Genomic DNA, 19,468 nt, shown 5'->3' with positions numbered 1-19,468 from the left:
ATAAATCGTCACACCGACGAAAAGGGGGTACGATCTGATCGTCATGCTGCCGTACCGGGGGCCACCCCTGCGGCCCCGGCCGGTTCCGGGGTACCCGGCAGTCACGAGCTAGGGGAGGTTTCGGTGGACGTGGCGGACCTTGGGCTGCCGGTGGATGTTCCCTCGACGGCGCTCTTCACGGACCAGTACGAGCTGACCATGCTGCAGGCCGCGCTGAAGGCCGGTACGGCCGGACGGCGGAGCGTGTTCGAGGTCTTCACCCGGCGCCTGCCGGACGGGCGCCGCTACGGCGTGGTGGCCGGCACCGGCCGGGTCCTGGACGCGGTGGAGAACTTCCGCTTCGACGCGGGCGTCCTCGGCTTCCTGCGCGAGCGGAAGATCGTCGACGAGGAGACCCTGGAGTGGCTCGCCGACTACCGCTTCGCCGGTGACGTCTGGGGCTACCCCGAGGGCGAGGTCTACTTCCCGGGCTCGCCGATCATGCGGGTCGAGGGCACCTTCGCCGAGTGCGTACTGCTGGAGACCGTCATCCTCTCCATCCTCAACCACGACTCCGCGATCGCGGCCGCCGCCTCCCGCATGGCCTCCGCCGCCGGGGACCGCCCGCTGATCGAGATGGGCGCCCGGCGCACCCACGAGCTGGCCGCGGTGGCCGCCTCCCGGGCCGCCTACGTCGGCGGCTTCGCGACCACCTCCGACCTGGCCGCCGGCTTCCGCTACGGCATCCCGACCGTGGGCACCTCGGCCCACGCCTTCACCCTCCTGCACGACCGCGAGCGGGACGCCTTCCAGGCCCAGGTGGACACCCTCGGCCGGGGCACGACCCTGCTCGTGGACACCTACGACGTCACCGAGGCGGTCCGTACGGCGGTGGAGGTGGCCGGTCCCGAGCTGGGCGCGGTCCGCATCGACTCCGGGGACCTGCTGCTGGTGGCCCACCGCGTGCGGCAGCAGCTGGACGAGCTGGGCGCGACGAACACGAAGATCGTCGTGACCTCCGACCTGGACGAGTACGCCATCGCCTCGCTGGCCGCGGCCCCGGTGGACGCGTACGGCGTCGGCACCCAGCTGGTGACCGGTTCCGGGCACCCGACCTCCTCGATGGTCTACAAGCTGGTCGCCCGCGCCGAGTCCGCCGACCCCGGGGCGCCGCTGCTGCCGGTCGCGAAGAAGTCCAGCGGCGGCAAGACCTCCATCGGCGGACGCAAGTGGGCCGCGCGCCGGCTGGACGCGGAGGGTGTCGCGGAGGCGGAGGTCGTCGGCACCGGGCCGGTCCCGGCCTGGCTGGCCGGCCGGCAGCTGCAGGTGCAGCTGATCAAGGGCGGCGACGTGATCGCCCGGGAGCCGCTGGACGCACCCCGGGACCGGCACATCGCGGCCCGCGCGAATCTGCCGCTCTCCGCCACCCAGCTGTCGCGTGGGGAACCCGTCATCCCGACGGAGTACGTGCAGGGGCGCTCGGGTAGCTAGAGCGGGACCGCCCTCTCGAACGCCCCCCTCCCGCCCAGGACCGGAAGTCTCTAGGCTCAGTTACTCACCTCTCAGTCGAAGGACACCCACCATGCGCCGCGCCTTGATCGTCGTAGACGTGCAGAACGACTTCTGCGAAGGGGGCAGCCTCGCGGTCGCCGGCGGTGCGGACGTGGCCGCCGCCATCACCGAGCTGATCGGGCAGGCGGGGGGCCCGGGGTACCGGCACGTGGTGGCCACCCGGGACCACCACATCGCACCCGGCGGCCACTTCGCGGACAACCCCGACTTCGTCCGCTCCTGGCCCGCGCACTGCGTCGCGGGCACCGAGGGCGTGGGCTTCCACCCGAACTTCGCCCCCGCCGTCGCCTCCGGCGCGGTGGACGCGGTGTTCGACAAGGGGGCGTACTCGGCGGCCTACAGCGGCTTCGAGGGCACCGACGAGAACGGCGTCCGGCTGTCCGACTGGCTCCGGGCCCGGGAGATCACCGAGGTGGACGTGGTGGGCATCGCCACGGATCACTGCGTGCGGGCCACCGCCCTGGACGCCGTGCGGGAAGGCTTCCGGACCCAGGTACTGCTGGACCTCACGGCGGGGGTCGCCCCGGACACCACCGAGCGCGCCCTGGAGGAGCTGAGGGAAGCGGGCGTGGAACTGGCGGGCAAGCCGGTGGTGAGCGGCTAGGGACAAGGCGACGGGGGGCGCGGCCGGGTCCGGCACCGCCGCTCACCACCGTCGTGGCTGATCACCGTCGCGGCGGAGGAAGTGTGGGCGGCGGCGAAGAAGACAGCGGTCGACGGCGCTGAACGGTCCCGGTCAGGGCAGCCGGCCCGAGGGGCGCGGGGAACGGCGCGGGCGGTGACGAGGCAGCCGCGGTCGGCGGCTTCCGTCACCGCCCCCCACCGAAGGCGCCGCTCTCTTCGCGGAACGCGCCGCTTCCTTTACTGCACCACCGGCGAGATGCGCAGCAGGGCCCGGATCGGGTGCCACAGTTCGTTGACGATGACACCGTTGTCGGTGGGGGCCGTGCGCCACACCAGGCCGTCGGGATGGTGCAGGACCGCCGTGATCTCGTCCGGCGTCGGAGGCGCGGCGTTGCCCCGCAGGTATATCGCGCGCAGCCCCAGGTTGCGGAGCCTGGTCAGGGCCCGGGCCCGGTTCTGGGCGTGTACCAGCACCCGCACCCCGGCAGAGCCGTAGGGCAGGTTCAGCGCCACCACGACGCTGCCGTTCGGCAGCTTGCAGAAGCCTCCAGCGGCCATGCGGTCACATCCCCGTTCCGGTCGGTGTCAATAAGCGGTCCATAGGACGCACCTAAACACGACCGGCGGCAACCCGCCAAGGGGTTGCCGCCGATACGCGTCTGACCTGCGGTTTCGTGGACTACTTCACTGCGGGGCCGACCTTGATCTGCATCGTGGAGCCGTCCTTGGCCTCCTTGACGATCGCGATCTTGGTGTTGGTGTCAGTGACCTTCACGCCCCCGGTGGGGTTCTTCGGGTCCCAGTAGGTGCTCGTGTGGTCGTTGAAGACCGAGACACCCTTAGAGCCCTTGATCTTCAGCGCGACGTCGGCCTTGTGCAGGGTGATGCCGTCCGTGCCGTAGAGGCTGAACGGGGAGTCGTACGCCTGGATGCGGTTGCGCAGCAGCGTGCCGTCGGCCCACTTCAGCGCCTTCCAGTGCGAGTCGACCGGCAGGATCAGACCGGTGCCCGGGTGGCCGTTGGTCTCGTTGGTGTTGTCGTCCGCCTGGGAGGTGTCCCACTTCCAGATCAGCAGGCCGTTCTGGTACGGGTAGTGCTCCACCCAGTCGGGGCGCGACGCGAAGCCGAAGTTGTACGGGCCGACCTTGAGGGTCTTGTCGTACGACACGTACTGGCGGTTCTCGGCGATGTAGTACTGCTTGTAGTCCTTGGTGAAGGACGCGCCGATGCGGGTGAACCCGGCCGCGGTCCAACCGGCGTCCGCGCTCTCGGCGTTGTCCGAGAACAGCGCGGTGCCGTCGGCGGTCACGGTGATCTCGTCGGCCGTGAAGCCGTTCTCCGCGACGCCGCCGTCGGTGGCGTAGCGGAAGCGGATGTCGATCTTCTTGCCCGCGTAGGCGTCGAGCGGGAACGCCAGCTTCTTGTGCGTCTGCGAGAAGCCGCTCAGCGCGGGCTTGCCGCTGGCGTCACGCGGGAGGGCCTGGCCGTCCGCCGTGCCGTCCAGCGCGGTCCAGTTGGCGCCGCCGTCGGTCGACACCTCGGTGTAGACGTAGTCGTAGCCCTCCTCGGTGGCCCACCAGCCGTCGAGGGTGAGGCTCGCCGAGGACTTGCCGGTCAGGTCGACGGACCGGGCCAGCGTGTTCTTCAGGTCGTTGCCGCTGCCGCTCCACCACTGGGTCGCACCCTGGGCGGGCTCGGTGATGGTGGTGGTGACCGCCTTGTCCGGCAGGGTCACCACCAGGGCCTGCTTGTCCCAGGTGTTGTACTCGGCGACGCCCAGCTTGTGCGTGGACTGCTTGCCGGCCTTGGCGGTGTCGTAGTTCAGCCAGCCCAGCTGGAGCTTGTCCCAGGCGTTCATGTCGCCGGGCAGGTCACCGATGGACTCCTTGCCCGTGCCGAGCCAGGAGCCGGAGGACATCAGGGTCCAGAAACCGGTGGAGTTGTCGCCGCCGGCGGTGTCGTACTCGTCCGGCAGACCGAGGTCGTGGCCGTACTCGTGGGCGAAGACGCCGAGGCCGCCGTTCTCCGGCTGGATGGTGTAGTCGCCGACCCAGATGCCGGTGGAGCCGACCTGCGCGCCGCCGAGCTTGTTGTCCTCGGGGCCGGTGGCGCCGGCGTCGGTGCCGTAGGCGTACCAGCGGTGGGCCCAGATCGCGTCCTTGCCCTGGGCGCCGCCGCCCGCGGACTCGTCCTCGCCGGCGTGCACGATCTGGAAGTGGTCGACGTAGCCGTCCGGCTCGTTGAAGTTGCCGTCGCCGTCGAAGTCGTACCGGTCCCACTGGTCGTACTTGGCGAGGGTCTTCTTGATGTCGGCGTCGGTCTTGCCGGCCTTCTTCTGCTGGGCGACCCAGGCGCTCAGGCCGTCGCTGACGACGTTCCACACGCTCGGGCAGTTGGTCTGTCCGCAGGCGTTGTTGCCGTAACGCGCCTCGTTGTAGGGGACCTTGACCCAGTCGGTGACCTCACCGGTGACCGAGTAGCGGCCCGAGGACTGCTTCTCGTAGTACTTCTTCAGCGACTCGGTCTTCTTGCCGGTGCCGAAGTAGAGGTCCTGGTAGTGCTTCTTGTTGTAGTCCTTCTGCCAGGCCGTCGAGTTGTCCTTGGTGCGGTCCGGCGCGGCGATCTTGTTGTGCAGCGGACCGGGGGTACCGCCGTACTTCGGGTCGGTCTGGTTGCCGAACTCCACCAGGATGGTGAAGATCTTGTCGGTCTTCTCCCGGCTCAGTTCGACGTACTTGCTCTGGCCCTTGCGGCTCTTGAGCTTGACGACCTTGGAGCCGTTGCGCTCCTCGGCCTTCGCCTTGCCCGATATGAGCTGGTTCAGGGCCTCTTCACGCTGCGCGTCCTGAGTCTTGCTCAGGGGGCCGTCCAGGTCGTGCTTCTGCTGCTTCACCGGGGCCGGGTCGTGCCGGTTGGCGGCCGCGGACCGGGTCTGGGTGGTCGCCTCCGCGACGGCGAACGTCGCGAACGAGGCGGAAGCCGCGGCGAGCGTCACGCCGATGGCCGCCGCTCTGAACGTCCAGGATCTGCTGGTCACTTGAGTTCCTCCCCCGCGCCGCGCACACGGACAGGGGGTTCCGGGTCATGGAGGAATCCGTGCGCGCACGATCAACGCGTGTAATCAAGTGACGACATTTGACTAGAGGTTTAGCGGAAAAGACAGACCTTGACTTGAGCAGGACAAGTGCACTATGCGGAGATGGCGTCCGCTTTGCGAACACGCGACGGCTCGCCGAACAGACGTGGGAACGGGGCCGGTTGGGCGGACCGGTGACTCCGTGCGCCCCCCGTGCACCGGTACCGTGGGTTAGGTCACGCTTACCGGCCGTCCCGCTCGGGCATGCACGCCAAGAGAGCCGAACGGCACCCCCATCCCCCGACGACTGCCGAGGACACGATTGCCATGCCTCGTCCGACCGCCGCACAGCTCGTCTACGGTTCCTGCACCGTGATCCTCTCGACGCTCGCCATGCTGCTGCTGTCCGGGACGGATTCGGTCCCCGGGATCACCCTCATCGCCCTCGGGGCGCTCGCGCTGGGCCTGCTGGTCGCCCTGACGGTCCCCGCACCCCGGGCCCGCCCGGCGCAGACGCCCGCCGAGCCCGTCGCCGACGAGGAGCGCGTACCCACCACCCTGTGACCGCACCGGACGACAGCGGCGGGCCCGTACAGACACGGGCCCGCCGCTGTCGTATGGGCACCCATCACACTCCTGGTGCCGCGCGCGCCGCTCAGGGGACGCTGACCACCACCGTTTTGGCCGCCTTGTCGTGCAGGCCCTGTTTGTAGGGCTTGTCGAAGAAGCTCCAGCCGCCGCAGAGCGCCGTCCACACGCAGGCGCAGCAGAAGGCGAACGGCACCCACAGCACCAGGGCCCGGGTCAGCGAGGTCTGCACGGAGGGGGTGGCGCCGTTGTCCAGGTCGGCCACCCGCAGGCGCAGCCACTTCTTGCCCAGGGTCTGCCCGCCCGACCTGCTGGTCATGAAGGTGTCGTAGGCGACGTAGAGCACGGCCGCGATGAAGGACTGGGCGACGGACCGGCCGACTTGGATGCTGTCCCCGTCGACGGTGTACTCACGCACCCCGAACGCCCAGGTGAGCAGCCAGACGACGATACCGACCAGGATCATGTCGATGATCCGCGCGAGCGTCCGCTTGCCGCTGTCGGCGAGCGGGGGCATGCCGGCCAGCGGATCGGCGGGATAGCCGCCGAAGTCGTAGGGGCCGCCCCCGTAGGGGCCGCCCGGGCCGCCGCCGTACGGGGAGCCGCCGTACGGGGAGCCGCCGTGAGGGCCGCCACCGTAGGGGGGCGGCTGCTCGCCGCCGTACGGGGGCGGTTGACCGCCGCCCGGCGGCGGGGCCTGACCGCCGCCCGGCGGCGGATGCTGCTGGGCACCGCCGTACGGGGTGTCGTACGGCGAGCCGGGCCCCTGCTCCGACGGGGGCCGCTTCCTGAAGGGGTCGTCCTCCGGGGGCTGCTCTCCGGAGCCGGGGGGCGGTTCACTGCTCATGGCCCGAGTGGAACCCGAACCCACCGGCTGCGCATCCGGCAGACGGCCGTACGGAGTACGGGCCCCGCGCGGTCAGCCCGCGACGAAGGTGTGGGCCGCCTTGTCGTGCCAGCACTGGTGCCAGGGCCGGTCGAACAGGCACCACAGCACGCCCACGACTCCGACGACCAGCAGACCCGGCACGCTGAACACCAGCCAGCGGCGCAGCGCCGCGCCGAAGGCCGGCGGCTCGTGCGCCTCGATGTCCCGCACCTGGAGCCCGCACAGCTTCTTGCCGAGGGTGCGGCCCCACTTGGCGGTGGGCAGCACCTCGTACACGACGCCGGTGAGGAGCAGGACGGCGAGGACGATGCCGAGGCTGGTGCCGGTCGTGCCGTCGAGCAGCCAGACGGTGACCTCGCGGCCGGACAGCCGGGCCGCGTCGATCTTCTCCTGGACGTGGTCCACCGCCCGGATGCCGAGCGGAACGCCGGCGGCCGCGGTCACCGCGCCCACGGCCAGCAGGTCGATCAGCCGGGCGGCCAGCCGCTTGCCCAGTCCGGCGGGCCGGGCGGCGGCCCGCCGGCGCGCGGCGGCCTGGAAGATGTCCTCCACCGGCGGCTTCCAGGGCGCGACGGGCTGGTCGCCCGCGCCGCCCGCCAGCTGGTGCACCTGCTGCGCCCAGGACGCCTGCCCGCCCCCGGGACCGGAGGTCAGCACCGAGGCCGGGGCCGCCGACTGCTGGGGCACCGAGGGCGCTGCGGCCTGCGCCGGAACCTGCGCCTGTGCCGGTGGCTGCGGGATGTGGGCCCCCGCAGAGGGCTGCGGTGTCTGCGGGCCGACGGGTGCGGCCTGGGGTGCTTGAGGTGCCTGGGGTGTCTGGGGTGCCTGGGGTGCCTGGGGTGTCTGGGGTGCCTGGGGTGCCTGCGGTGCCTGGGCGGCGGAGGCCCGGGCCGCGGCGGCCTTGCCGGCGCCGAAACCGGAGTCGGCGGGCGCGGCGACCGGTCCCTGCGCACCGAAGCCGGCCCGAGAGGACCCGGCGGCGCCGCCGCCCTCGGCCGGGTCGGACGGCACCGGGCGGATGGTCATGGTGCCGTCGTCGGTGCGGGCCGCCGCCGGGCCGGGGATCGGCCGGCGGAAGATGAAGGTCCCGGGGTCCGGTGCCGCGTCCTCGGCCGGGGGGACCGTCGCGCCGCCGCCGGCACGGCCGGTGGCCGGCCCGTCGGACCGGCCCTGGGACTGGGCCGGCACCCGCGGGTCGGCGCCCCGGGGCGCACCCCGGCCGTCGCCACCGGCGCCGGAGGACGCGGGCCGGCCGGGCTCCGCGGGCCGGGCGGGCTGCCCGGCACCGGGCCACTGCGCACCCTGCGCGGACTGCCCGGCCCGGCCCCATTCGTCGGCCGGGGCGGCCGGGGACCGTCCGTCGGTGCCGGGCTGCCGGCCCGTGTCGGCCGGGTCCTCGTCGAAGAAGTGGGGGCCCGTCTCCTCCACGGGGGCGGGCGCCGGGCGGACGCCGGGCGGCGGGGTGAGCGGTTCGCCGTCCTTGGGCGCCGGGCGACTGGTGCCGGGCACCCAGGAGGCGCCGTTCCAGTACCGGACGTAACCGGGGATGGACGGGTCCGGGTAGTAGCCCTCGCGGGGCCGGTCGTCACCTGGGGCCGGGGTTGGGGCGCTCATGTCCGTCGTCCCGTATCTGCTCGGGGGTGGGATGGGAGCCTCCACATCTATCAGACCCGGGCATCCCCCACCGCCAGTCCCGCAGGACCCGCCCCTTTCCGGGCTACGCCGTAGCGGACGCTCACGGTCCGCGAAAAAAATCCGCGAACCCGCGTAATGGTCCCGCCCCCGCCCCCTCTCCCCTGGTACGGGCCCGCTCCGAGCGGCCCCGAACCGAGAGGAGACGCAGGTCATGCAACACATCGTGGTGGAACGGGAGCTGGAAGTGAAGCTCATCCTGTCGCCGGAGCGCAGCGTCCCGGTCCCGGCCCGGCTCAGCTACCGCTGCGACGACCCCTACGCCGTGCACATCGCCTTCCACATCAACTCCGAGCACCCCGTCGACTGGACGTTCGCCCGCGACCTGCTGGTGGAGGGGGTGTTCCGGCCGTGCGGACACGGGGACGTGCGGGTGTGGCCGACGAAGGCGGACGGGCGCAGCGTCGTGCTGGTGGCGCTGAGTTCACCGGACGGCGACGCCCTGCTGGAGGCACCGGCCCCGCAGGTGTCGGCCTGGCTGGAGCGGACACTGCGCGCGGTGCCGCCGGGGACCGAGGGCGGGCAGCTGGGCATCGACGACGCGCTCGACCAGTTGCTCGCCCGGTGAGGGCGGCCTCAGAACACCTTGCCGGGATTGAGGATGCCCAGCGGGTCGAAGACCTGCTTCACCGCCCGCTGCATCTCCACGGCGACCGGGCCCAGCTCGCGGGCCAGCCACTCCTTCTTGAGCACGCCCACGCCGTGTTCGCCGGTGATGGTGCCGCCCAGCGCCAGGCCGAGGGCCATGATCTCGTCGAAGGAGTCGCGGGCCCGGCGGGACTCGTCGGGGTCCTGCGCGTCGAAGCAGACGACGGGATGGGTGTTGCCGTCGCCGGCGTGGGCGCAGACCCCGATCGTCAGGCCGTACTTCTCGGCGATGCGCTCGGTGCCCTCGATCATCGCGCCGAGCCGCGAGCGCGGCACGCACACGTCGTCGATCATCGTCGTGCCCTTCGCCGCCTCCAGCGCGGGCAGCGAGAGCCGCCGGGCCTGGAGGAGGAGTTCGGACTCGGCGGCGTCCTCGGCCGGGACGACCTGTGTGGCGCCGGCCGCCTCGCACAGGGCCGCGACGGCGGCGAGGTCGGCGGCGGGGTCCGGGGTGTCGAAGGCGGCCAGCAGCAGGGCCTCGGTGGTCTCGGGCAGACCCATGCGGGCGAGGTCGTTGACCGCCTTGACGGTCGTACGGTCCATCAGTTCGAGGAGGGAGGGCACGTGCCCCGCCGCCATGATGCGGCAGACGGCGTCGCAGGCGGCGGCCGCGGAGGCGAACTCGGCGGCCAGCGCCAGCTGCTGCGGCGGCTCGGGCTTCAGCGCCAGCACCGCCCGGACCACGATGCCGAGCGAGCCCTCGGAGCCGACGAAGAGGCGGGTGAGGTCGTAGCCCGCGACGCCCTTGGCGGTGCGGCGGCCGGTGGACAGGAGCCGCCCGTCGGCGAGGACGACGTCCAGGCCGAGCACGTACTCGGCGGTCACGCCGTACTTGACGCAGCACAGGCCGCCGGAGGCGGTGCCGATGTTGCCGCCGATCGTGCACGTCTCCCAGCTGGAGGGGTCCGGCGGGTAGTACAGGCCGTGTTCCCCTACCGCGCGGGAGAGGGCCGCGTTGACCACGCCCGGTTCGACCACGGCGATCCGGTCGACGGGGCTGATCTCCAGGATGCGGTCCATCTTGGTGAGGGACAGCACGACGCAGCCGTCGGTGGCGTTGGCACCGCCGGACAGGCCGGTGCGGGCGCCCTGCGGGACGACCGGGACGCGCAGTGCGGTGGCGGTGCGCATGACGTGCTGGACCTGCTCGACGGTGCGCGGCAGCACCACGACGGCCGGGCTGCCGGCGGGGCAGAAGCTCGCCATGTCGTGCGCGTAGGAGGCCATGACGTCGGGGTCGGTGAGGACGGCCTCGGGCGGCAGGCCGGCCAGGAGCCGGTCGGTGAGGTTGCCCGTGAGTTCGTCGCGCGGTGCTTCGATACGGCTCATGATCACAGCGTGGCACTCGCGGCCATCGGTGTGAACCCCGCCCGCGCCGCCCTTGGGCCACCCGGATGTGCTCGTCGTATTGACGCACAGTGAGCGCCATGGACAACCGACTGTGCGTGCCGGGTACGTCCCTGCCGGCCGGGCCGCCGCGCCGCCGCCGGCGGGTGCTGCGCCGGGTGCTGGTCGCCGTGCTGGCGGGCGGGGTCGTCGCGGGCACCGCGCTGACGCTGCTGCCGGGGGAGCACCGGCAGCGCGTGGTCCGGCCGCCCGCCCCGGGTCCGCAGGCGGCCGCCGGGACGCGGGCGCTGACGACGGTGACCTACGGGGTGCCGGCCGCGCTGCCCGGTCTGACGGCGCTCATCGCACGGCAGGAGGCGCGGGTGCGGGAGCGGCCGCGGGACGCCCGGGCGTGGGCGGTGCTGGGGTCCGCCTTCGTGCAGCGGGGGCACCGGGCGGGCGATGCGGCGGACTTCCCGCGGGCGGAGCGTGCGCTGCGGACCTCGCTGGAGGTGCGCGGCTCGGGCAACACCGAGGCGTTGGACGGCCTGGCCGCACTGGCGCTGGCGCGCCGGGACTTCCCGGCGGCGAAGCAGTACGGCGAGCAGGCGCTGCGGGCCGCGCCGAAGCGGTGGACGGCGTATCCGCCGCTGATCGACGCCTACACCGGGCTCGGTGACTACACCAAGGCCCGCGCCACCCTCGACAAGCTGCTGGAGCTGCGCACCGGCGCGGAGGCGCGGCCGGCGGTGATGGCGCGGGCCGCGGCGGTGTACCGGGACCGGGGCTGGCGCGAGGACGCGGTGGCCCAGCTGACCGACGCGGCCGCCGCCGCCCGCACCCCCGCCGAGCAGGCCGCCTGGCTGGCCGGCCTCGGCCAGCTGGCCTGGGAGCGCGGGGACCTGCCGGACGCGCTGCGCCACTTCGAGGCCGCGCTGCGGCTCGATCCCGACCAGCGGGCGGCTTCGGTCGGGCGGGCGCGCACACTGGTCGCGCAGGGGCGTACGTCCGAGGCGCTGGCCGGGTACCGGGCCGCGCTCGCCCGGCAGCCGGACCCGGCCGGCCTGCTGGAACTGGGTGAGCTGTACGAGTCGCTGGGGCGGACCGGGCTCGCCGAGGAGCAGTACGAGCGGCTGAGGGCGGCGGTGCGGCAGGCGGTGGCCGGCGGGGTCGACGAAGCGCTGGTGATCGGTCGGTTCGAGGCGGACCACGGGGATCCGTGGGACGGCGTGGAGCGGCTCCGGCAGGAGTGGGCGCGGCAGCCGGGGATCGAGGTGGCCGACGCGCTGGGCTGGGCGCTGCACCGGGCCGGCGAGGACGAGGAGGCGCTGGCCTACGCGACCGCCGCGACGGACAAGGCCAAGGGCGGCGGGGTGCGCAGCGCGCTGTACGCGTTCCACCGGGGGGTGATCGAGGCGGAGCTGGAGCGGTACGGGCCCGCGCGCCGGCATCTGCAGGAGGCGCTGCGGATCAATCCGTACTTCTCGCCGCTCGGGGCCGCCGAGGCCCGCGGCGCGCTGGCCTCCCTCGGGGACGTGCCGGACGAGCCGCTGCCCGCGGAGGCTCCCTAGGGGCTGTCTCACCGATCGTGCCGGGCCCGCGGCCCGGTCGGCCGCGTGCCCTCAGCCCCCGGGCTTGTAGTAGATCGAGAACCTGCGCGCTCCCTCCTGCCCGGACGCGAACCCCAGGTACAGGCGCGGGGTGCCCGTGCTCCGCACCGCGAGGCCCTCCGGTTCGCGGTGGTCGAGGGAGTGGGCCGCCTCCGTGCGGCGGCGCTCCAGCAGTTCGCCGGTGCGCACGTCCAGGCAGGACAGGTAGGTGTTGCCGTGGCCGGCGGGCGGGTTGGTGCGGGCGTCGTAGGCGTTGCCCGCGAGCTGGTAGAGGTGGTCGCCGTGCAGGGCGAAGCCCTGGAAGGGGGCGCCGGGATCGGGGTGGGCGCCGGTCTGGGGGAAGTCGGCGAGCGGGGAGGCGTAGTCGCGGGCGGTGAAGGCGGCCAGGTCCCAGACGCGGTAGCGCGGGACGCCGCGCAGCCGGTGGCGGACCGCGATGCGGCCGGTGGCCGGGCAGACCGTGGGCTGGTTGTTGCGGGAGCCCTCGATGGGACGGCGGACCTTGACGTCCTTCGTCGTGCGCGTCCTGCCGGAGGCGAACCGGAAGCGCGTGACGCCCCGGCCGTGGCCGTCCAGGGCGTCCGCCTCGGTCCAGATCCAGACCGTGCCGTCGGTGTCGTGCTGGACGCCCATGCTCACGCCGTGCCCGAAGCCCCTGAGGTACATGTGGCCCAGGCGTCTGCCCGTGTGGTCCAGGCGGTTCAGGCACAGGTCGCCGGCGTCCCGGCCGCCCGGGGTGAGCTGGAGGACGTAGAGGTGGTGGTGGACCTCGTCGAAGGCGAAGGACTGGAGGACCGTGGGTTCGCGCAGCGTGTTCAGCTGCCGCAGCCAGCGGGCCGCGGGTGCGGCGAGGTCGATGCGCTGTTCCACGGTCCCCCCTGGTCGTCCGGCGGGGGACCCGTCGGCTACAGGTTGCCCCGCTTGGCCTGCTCGCGTTCGATCGCCTCGAACAGTGCCTTGAAGTTGCCCTTGCCGAAGCCCATCGAACCGTGCCGCTCGATGAGTTCGAAGAACACGGTCGGCCGGTCCTGGACCGGCTTGGTGAAGATCTGGAGCAGGTAGCCGTCCTCGTCGCGGTCGGCAAGGATCTTCAGCTCGCGCAGGGTCTCGATGGGCACGCGGGTGTCGCCGACCCACTCGCCGAGGGTGTCGTAGTACGAGTCGGGGGTGTCGAGGAACTCGACGCCGGCCGCCCGCATGGTGCGGACCGTCTGCACGATGTCGTTGGTGTTCAGGGCGATGTGCTGGACGCCCGCGCCGCCGTAGAACTCCAGGTACTCGTCGATCTGGGACTTCTTCTTGGCGATGGCCGGCTCGTTGATCGGGAACTTGACCTTGAGGGTGCCGTCCGCGACCACCTTCGACATCAGCGCGCTGTACTCGGTGGCGATGTCGTCGCCCACGAACTCCTTCATGTTCGTGAAGCCCATGACCTTGTTGTAGAACCCGACCCACTCGTTCATCCTGCCGAGTTCCACGTTGCCGACGCAGTGGTCGACGGCCTGGAAGGTCCGCTGGGCCGGCGGCTCGACGAGCGGCTTGGCGGTGACGTAGCCGGGCAGGTAGGGGCCGTCGTAACCGGTGCGCTCGACCAGGGTGTGGCGGGTCTCGCCGTAGGTGGCGATCGCGGCGAGGACGACGGTGCCGTGCTCGTCCTTCACCTCGTGCGGCTCGGTGACGCCGCGCGCGCCGTGCTCGACGGCGTAGGCGTAGGCGCGGCGGGCGTCCGGGACCTCGATGGCCAGGTCGATGACGCCGTCGCCGTGCTCGGCCACGTGCTGGGCGAGGAACTCGCCCCAGGGGCTGCTCGGCTTGATCACCGAGGTGAGGACGAAGCGGGCGGAGCCGTTCTCCAGCACGTAGCTGGCGGTCTCGCGGCTGCCGTTCTCCGGTCCGCGGTAGGCGACCAGCTTCATGCCGAAGGCGGTGGAGTAGTAGTGCGCCGCCTGCTTGGCGTTGCCCACGGCGAAGACGACCGCGTCCATTCCCTTGACCGGGAAGGGGTCGGCCTGCCGTGCGGTGTCGGGAGTGTGGTGTGTGGTCTGCGTCATAGCGGAAGGGTGGCCCCGCTCTGCAAGGTGCGCAATAGTTTCCTTTTCCGCTGTGCAATCTGCCAGGTGATATGGCCGTCTGGGCGGCCTTTCTGTACAGGATGACCATCTCAGGGGGTGCCGTGGCGATCGATCATCTGGACGGGCGCATCATCGTGCTGCTGGCCGAGCAGCCGCGCATCGGGGTGCTGGAGATGTCCCGGCGGCTGGGCGTGGCCCGGGGGACCGTGCAGGCGCGGCTCGACCGGCTTCAGTCGAACGGAGTCATCCGCGGTTTTGGTCCGCAGGTGGACCCGGCGGCCCTCGGCTACCCGGTGACCGCGTTCGCCACGCTCCAGATCCGGCAGGGCCAAGGCCCCGATGTCCGGGCGCACTTGGCGACCGTGCCGGAGGTGCTGGAGCTGCTGACCACCACGGGCAGCGGGGACATGCTGTGCCGTCTGGTGGCCCGCTCGAACGCCGATCTCCAACGGGTGATCGACCGGGTCGTCGGTTTTGATGGCATCGTCCGGGCCTCCACGGCGATCGTCATGGAGAACCCCGTTCCGCTGCGGGTCATCCCGCTGGTGGAACAGGCCGCCCGGGACAGCGGAGGAACCTAGGCCGAGCCGGGGGTGAGCGCGGGTGGACTTCTGGGAGTACCTGGGCAGCCGGCACCATCAGCTGCTCACGGACGCGGGCCAGCACGCCGCCGCGGTCTTGCAGTGCATGGTCCTGGCGACCCTCCTCGGCGTGCTCGTCGGCGTCGCCGCCTACCGCTCGCAGTGGGCGGGCGACCTCGCCACCACCGCCACCTCCACCCTGCTCACCGTGCCCTCGCTCGCCATGATCGGTCTGCTCGTCCCGGTCGTCGGCCTGGGCGTGCCGCCCACGGTGATCGCGCTGACGCTGTACGGGCTGCTGCCGATCGTGCGCAACGCGATCGTGGGCCTGCGCGGGGTGGACCCGGCGCTGGTGGACGCGGCGCGCGGCATCGGCATGTCGGGGCCGATGCGGCTGCTGCGCGTGGAGCTGCCGCTGGCCTGGCCGCCGATCCTGACCGGCATCCGGGTCTCCACCCAGATGCTGACGGGCATCGCCGCGATCGCCGCCTACGCCTCCGGTCCCGGCCTCGGCAACGAGATCTTCCGCGGGCTCGCCTCGCTGGGCAGCAGGAACGCGCTGAACCAGGTGCTCGCCGGCACGCTCGGAATCATCGTCCTCGCCCTGCTGTTCGACGCCGCGTACGTGCTGATCGGGCGGCTGACCATTCCCAGGGGGATCCGTGTCTGAGCCGACCTCCGCCGCCTCGCACGGGGCCACGATCGAGCTGGAGAACCTGAGCAAGCGGTACCCGGGCCATCCGCAGCCGGCGGTGGACGACGTGAGCATGGAGATCAGGGCGGGCGAGACGGTCGTCTTCGTCGGCCCGTCCGGCTGCGGGAAGTCCACGACGCTCAAGATGATCAACCGGCTGATCGAGCCGACCGGCGGGCGGATCCGCATCGACGGCGAGGACGTCACCGGCATCGACCCGGTGAAGCTGCGCCGCAAGGTCGGGTACGCCATCCAGTCCTCCGGGCTGTTCCCGCACCTGACGGTCGCCCAGAACATCGCCCTGGTGCCCAGGATGACCGGCTGGCCCAAGGGGCGGATCAGGGAGCGGGTCGAGGAGATGCTGGACCTCGTCGGTCTGGATGCGGGCGAGTTCCACGGCCGCTATCCGCGCCAGCTCTCCGGCGGCCAGCAGCAGCGCGTGGGCGTGGCCCGGGCGCTCGCCGCCGACCCGCCGGTCCTGCTGATGGACGAGCCGTTCGGCGCGGTCGACCCGATCACCCGTGACCACCTCCAGGACGAGCTGATCCGGCTCCAGCGCGAACTGCACAAGACGATCGTGTTCGTCACCCACGACTTCGACGAGGCGATCAGACTGGGCGACCGGATCGCGGTGCTGCGCGAGCGTTCGCGCATCGCCCAGTTCGACACCCCGCAGGCGATCCTCACCCACCCCGCCGACGACTTCGTCTCCGGGTTCGTCGGCGCCGGCGCGGCCCTGAAGCGGCTGAACCTGACCCGGGTGCGGGACGTGGAGGTGCGGGACTACCCGACGGTCACCGTGGACACCCCTCTCCCGCAGGTCTTCGGTTCCCTGCGCGGCAGCGGCACCGGCGAGATCCTGCTCTTGGACGGGCGCCGCCGGCCCCACAAGTGGCTGCGGCGCGGCGACCTGGTGCGGGCCCGCGGCTCGCTGGCCCGCGCGGGCACGCCCGTGCACGACACGGTGGGCCGGGACGCCACGCTCCGGGACGCGCTGGAGGCCGTGCTCACCGACGCCGCGGGCCGGGTCGCGGTGACCGGGCGGCGCGGCGAGTACCTCGGCGTGGTCGACATGGAGACGCTGATGAACTCCGTGCACGAGCTGCTGGAGGCCGACCGGCTGGAGGCCATGGAGGCCGAGCACGACCTGGTGGAGGCCCGCGCCCGGCAGACGCGTCCGGACCAGGAGGACCCCGGAGGGGTGACGACGGCGTGAGCACCGCCCGGCGCCCGGAGGGCGGGAACGAGGTGCGGGGGCCGGGCCTCCGCGACGCGGGCTGGGCCAGGCACGACGCCGGTGCGGCCGGGCGCGACGCCGGTGCGGCCGGGCACGACGCCGGTGCGGCCGGGCACGACGCCGGTGCGGCCGGGCACGACGCCGGTGCGGCCAGGCGCGACGCCGGTGCGGCCGGGCGCGACGCCGGTGCGGCCGGGCGCGAGGCGGCGCGGCCGCTCCCGCGCACGCCGGGCCGCCGGCTGTCCTGGCCGCAGCTGTCCTGGCCGCGGCTGACCGTGCTGCCCGCGTTCCTGATCGCCGTCCTCCTCGCGACCTGGCTGTGGTTCCGGCAGGCGGACCTGGACACGATCGCCACGAACGCGCTGTCGGGCGGCAAGGTTTCCAAGGCACTGTGGCAGCACGTGCGCCTGACGGTGGTCTCCACCTTCTTCGTGCTGCTCATCGCCGTACCGCTGGGCGTCCTGCTGACCCGGCGGGCGTTCCGCAGGGCCTCCCCCGCGGCCATGGCGCTGGCCAACGCAGGCCAGGCCACCCCGGCGATCGGCCTGCTGGCCCTCCTCGTCATCTGGCTGGGCACCGGAACGAAGGCGGCCCTGATCGGCATGATCGTCTACGCCGTCCTGCCGGTCCTCTCCAACACGATCGCCGGCCTCCGGGCCAACGACCCGACCCTGCTGGAAGCGGCCCGGGGCATCGGCATGTCGCCGCTCGGCGTCCTGACCCGGATCGAACTCCCCCTCGCCGTCCCGCTGATCCTCGCGGGCGTCCGCACCGCGCTGGTCCTCGACGTCGGTACGGCCACCCTGGCGGTGTTCGGCGGGGGCGGCGGCCTCGGCACGCTGATCACCACGGGCATCACCACCCGGCGCATGCCGGTGCTGGTGCTCGGCTCGGTGCTGACCGTGGCACTGGCCCTGCTGGTGGACTGGCTGGCCTCGCTGGCGGAGGTGCTGCTGCGGCCGCGGGGGCTGGAGGCGGGCGCATGAGACGTGCCGCGGACCGGGCCGGGGCCGCACGCCGTACGACGGCCCGCCGCGCCCCGTTCGCGCGCACGAGCCGCCGTACCCGCCTGCTGCTGGCCGCGCTGCTCGTGGTGCCGTCCGGCTGCGGGCTGTCCAGCGGCTCGCCCATGGCCGACGGCGTGCGGCCAGGCTCGATCGGGCGGGACCGGCCGCTCGCCGGCGCCCGGCTGACCGTCACCTCCAAGGAGTTCACCGAGCAGCTGATCCTCGGCGCGATCATGGGCATCGCGTTCCAGGCGGCCGGCGCCGACGTCGTCGACCGGACCGGGATCCAGGGGTCGATCGGGTCCCGGGAGGCGGTCCGAGGCGGGGACGCGGACGCCCAGTTCGAGTACACCGGCACCGGCTGGATCACCTATCTGGGCAACAGCGCGCCGATCCCCGACCCGGAGCGGCAGTGGCGGGCCGTGCGCGACGCCGACCTGCGCAACGGGCTGACCTGGCTGCCGCCCTCCCGGCTGAACAACACCTACGCCCTCGCCATGAACCGGGCCCGGTTCCGGCGGTACGGCACCCGGACCCTGTCGGAGGTGGCGGCGCTGGCCGGGAAGCACCCGGGCGCGGTCACCCTGTGCGTGGAGGGCGAGTTCGCCAACCGGGCCGACGGGCTGCCCGGCATGGAGCAGGCGTACGGCATGAGCCTGCCGGCCCGCGACGTCACCCAGATGGACACCGGGATCATCTACACCCAGGTGGCGAAGGGCGCCTGCGCCTACGGCGAGGTGTTCACCACCGACGGCCGCATCGCGTCGATGGACCTGGCGGTGATGGACGACGACAGGAAGTTCTTCCCCGACTACAACGCCACGCCCGTGGTCAACACGAAGGTGCTGGAGAAGTGGCCGGCCATCGCGGCCGTCATCGCTCCCGTCACCCGCAGGCTCGACAACACGGTGGCGCGGACCCTCAACGCGCGGGTGGACGTCGATGGCGAGGACCCGCACCAGGTGGCGCTGGACTGGATGAAACGGGAGGGGTTCGTACGGAAGTAGGCCCGCCCGCGGCCGGCGGCCCGGTACCGAGCCGCCGCGGTGGGGCCGCCCCCGGCTAGCAGCTCGGTACCGTCCCCTTGCCCTTCTCCAGGGCGACCAGGGCGCCGACCGCGCTGTCCAGGTCGGTCACCGGCACCAGCCGCAGTCCCTCGGGCAGTTCCGCCTCGGCGTCGGCGCACTCCGCCTTGGGGACGAGGAAGACACTGGCTCCGTCCCGGCGCGCGGCCTGTGTCTTCAGCGCGACCCCGCCGACCGCGCCGATCTTGCCGGCGGCGTCGATGGTGCCCGTGCCGGCGACGGTGCGGCCGCCGGTGAGGTCGCCGCCGCTGCCGTCGCCGTCGAGCTTGTCGATGATCCCGAGGGTGAACAGCAGCCCCGCGCTCGGCCCTCCCACGTCGGCGAGCTCCAGCTCGACCTTCACCGTGCGGGGGCTCAGGTCCAGGTACTTCAGCGCCGCCTGGACGGCCGCGTCCTGGGACTCCTGCATCTGCTCGACGTTGTGCTTCTCGATCTCCTTCACCGTGTCACCGCTCGGGTAGACCGAGTCGCGGGGCATGACCGCCCGGTCGGTGCGGAACCAGTCGCCGAGCACGTCCCCGAGGGACACCCGGGCGTCCGGGCCGGTCGCGGCGATGGTCGTCATCCGCAGCTGCCCGCTGGTCCTGCGGGTCTCCGCGCCGGTGACGGTGATCACCGGCGTGCCCCTGTCCTCGCCGAGCACGTCCACCGTCGTGCCGGGCTGCGCCACCGAGAAGGGCAGCGGGGCGAGGGCCGCCGTGGCGAGCAGGGCCGCGACGGGCAGTGCGCAGACGGCGAGGGCCTGGGGGCGTGTGAGACGTGAGAGCACGGGGTCAATCTAACCCGGC

18 protein-coding genes are annotated in these 19,468 nt (G+C 72.7%); 10 read left to right on the top strand and 8 right to left on the bottom strand.

Translation table 11 applies throughout. From position 1 onward, the window contains the following. Window positions 1-123: 123 nt before the first annotated feature. Window positions 124-1,470, top strand: coding sequence for a nicotinate phosphoribosyltransferase (locus ABZ576_RS15545; RefSeq protein WP_360740329.1), 1,347 nt, complete (start codon window positions 124-126; stop codon window positions 1,468-1,470). 91 nt (window positions 1,471-1,561) lie between these two features. Further along, on the top strand, window positions 1,562-2,155 hold the full coding sequence (locus ABZ576_RS15540) for an isochorismatase family protein (RefSeq protein ID WP_360740326.1): 594 nt from the start codon (window positions 1,562-1,564) through the stop codon (window positions 2,153-2,155). Between the two features lie 257 nt (window positions 2,156-2,412). Here the strand turns inward: ABZ576_RS15540 and ABZ576_RS15535 are convergent, their stop codons facing one another. Together ABZ576_RS15535 and ABZ576_RS15530 are read right to left on the bottom strand one after the other, a co-directional pair. Then, window positions 2,413-2,733 carry a hypothetical protein gene (locus ABZ576_RS15535; protein WP_360740323.1) on the bottom strand — a complete coding sequence of 107 codons (321 nt, stop codon included), beginning with the start codon at window positions 2,731-2,733 and terminating at the stop codon, window positions 2,413-2,415. A gap of 121 nt (window positions 2,734-2,854) precedes the next feature. Further along, entirely contained in the window at window positions 2,855-5,212 is a 2,358-nt protein-coding gene (locus ABZ576_RS15530) for an immune inhibitor A domain-containing protein (RefSeq protein WP_360740321.1), read from the bottom strand. A 366-nt stretch (window positions 5,213-5,578) separates the two neighbouring features. Here ABZ576_RS15530 and ABZ576_RS15525 point away from each other — a divergent pair, with 366 nt between their 5' ends. After that, a complete protein-coding gene (locus ABZ576_RS15525; protein ID WP_360740318.1) occupies window positions 5,579-5,815 on the top strand; it encodes a hypothetical protein in 237 nt (78 codons plus the stop codon). A gap of 91 nt (window positions 5,816-5,906) precedes the next feature. On the opposite strand, the gene ABZ576_RS15520 is transcribed toward ABZ576_RS15525, so the two are convergent. Both ABZ576_RS15520 and ABZ576_RS15515 read right to left on the bottom strand, forming a co-directional pair. Beyond that, complete coding sequence (locus ABZ576_RS15520) at window positions 5,907-6,686, bottom strand: RDD family protein (protein WP_360740315.1); 780 nt, start codon at window positions 6,684-6,686, stop codon at window positions 5,907-5,909. 72 nt (window positions 6,687-6,758) lie between these two features. Further along, window positions 6,759-8,342 carry an RDD family protein gene (locus tag ABZ576_RS15515; protein WP_360740313.1) on the bottom strand — a complete coding sequence of 528 codons (1,584 nt, stop codon included), beginning with the start codon at window positions 8,340-8,342 and terminating at the stop codon, window positions 6,759-6,761. 232 nt (window positions 8,343-8,574) lie between these two features. Here ABZ576_RS15515 and ABZ576_RS15510 point away from each other — a divergent pair, with 232 nt between their 5' ends. Beyond that, complete coding sequence (locus ABZ576_RS15510) at window positions 8,575-8,988, top strand: SsgA family sporulation/cell division regulator (RefSeq protein WP_360740310.1); 414 nt, start codon at window positions 8,575-8,577, stop codon at window positions 8,986-8,988. 8 nt (window positions 8,989-8,996) lie between these two features. On the opposite strand, the gene ABZ576_RS15505 is transcribed toward ABZ576_RS15510, so the two are convergent. Then, entirely contained in the window at window positions 8,997-10,403 is a 1,407-nt protein-coding gene (locus ABZ576_RS15505; protein WP_360740308.1) for an FAD-linked oxidase C-terminal domain-containing protein, read from the bottom strand. A 92-nt stretch (window positions 10,404-10,495) separates the two neighbouring features. Here ABZ576_RS15505 and ABZ576_RS15500 point away from each other — a divergent pair, with 92 nt between their 5' ends. Then, window positions 10,496-11,965: a tetratricopeptide repeat protein gene (locus ABZ576_RS15500; protein WP_360740306.1), complete on the top strand. Its 1,470-nt coding sequence runs from the start codon at window positions 10,496-10,498 to the stop codon at window positions 11,963-11,965. Window positions 11,966-12,016: 51 nt separating this feature from the next. Here the strand turns inward: ABZ576_RS15500 and ABZ576_RS15495 are convergent, their stop codons facing one another. Further along, entirely contained in the window at window positions 12,017-12,874 is an 858-nt protein-coding gene (locus tag ABZ576_RS15495) for a Teichoic acid biosynthesis protein C (Precursor) (RefSeq protein ID WP_360740303.1), read from the bottom strand. 35 nt (window positions 12,875-12,909) lie between these two features. Beyond that, on the bottom strand, window positions 12,910-14,055 hold the full coding sequence (gene hppD / locus ABZ576_RS15490; RefSeq protein WP_360740300.1) for a 4-hydroxyphenylpyruvate dioxygenase: 1,146 nt from the start codon (window positions 14,053-14,055) through the stop codon (window positions 12,910-12,912). A gap of 122 nt (window positions 14,056-14,177) precedes the next feature. Between hppD and ABZ576_RS15485 the strand changes: the two genes are divergently transcribed. The 5 genes from ABZ576_RS15485 to ABZ576_RS15465 all read left to right on the top strand — a co-directional run bounded on the left by ABZ576_RS15485 (window position 14,178) and on the right by ABZ576_RS15465 (window position 18,602). Next, on the top strand, window positions 14,178-14,657 hold the full coding sequence (locus ABZ576_RS15485; protein WP_360740650.1) for an Lrp/AsnC family transcriptional regulator: 480 nt from the start codon (window positions 14,178-14,180) through the stop codon (window positions 14,655-14,657). Window positions 14,658-14,679: 22 nt separating this feature from the next. Beyond that, on the top strand, window positions 14,680-15,327 hold the full coding sequence (locus tag ABZ576_RS15480) for an ABC transporter permease (RefSeq protein WP_360740297.1): 648 nt from the start codon (window positions 14,680-14,682) through the stop codon (window positions 15,325-15,327). Beyond that, window positions 15,320-16,567, top strand: a complete 1,248-nt coding sequence (locus ABZ576_RS15475) for a betaine/proline/choline family ABC transporter ATP-binding protein (protein ID WP_360740294.1) — start codon at window positions 15,320-15,322, stop codon at window positions 16,565-16,567. The genes ABZ576_RS15480 and ABZ576_RS15475 overlap by 8 nt, the downstream gene beginning before the upstream one ends. 260 nt (window positions 16,568-16,827) lie before the next feature. After that, on the top strand, window positions 16,828-17,574 hold the full coding sequence (locus ABZ576_RS15470; protein WP_360740648.1) for an ABC transporter permease: 747 nt from the start codon (window positions 16,828-16,830) through the stop codon (window positions 17,572-17,574). A 143-nt stretch (window positions 17,575-17,717) separates the two neighbouring features. After that, window positions 17,718-18,602, top strand: coding sequence for a glycine betaine ABC transporter substrate-binding protein (locus ABZ576_RS15465; protein WP_360740646.1), 885 nt, complete (start codon window positions 17,718-17,720; stop codon window positions 18,600-18,602). 55 nt (window positions 18,603-18,657) lie between these two features. Here the strand turns inward: ABZ576_RS15465 and ABZ576_RS15460 are convergent, their stop codons facing one another. After that, window positions 18,658-19,449 (bottom strand): S16 family serine protease, encoded by a 792-nt coding sequence (locus ABZ576_RS15460; protein ID WP_360740291.1) that lies wholly within the window; start codon window positions 19,447-19,449, stop codon window positions 18,658-18,660. Between the last annotated feature and the right edge of the window lie 19 nt (window positions 19,450-19,468).

Source organism: Streptomyces sp. NPDC013455, assembly GCF_040632975.1.
GTDB lineage: Bacteria > Actinomycetota > Actinomycetes > Streptomycetales > Streptomycetaceae > Streptomyces.
Note: the sequence above shows the minus strand (reverse complement) of the source record. Positions and strands in the feature narration are given on the sequence as shown.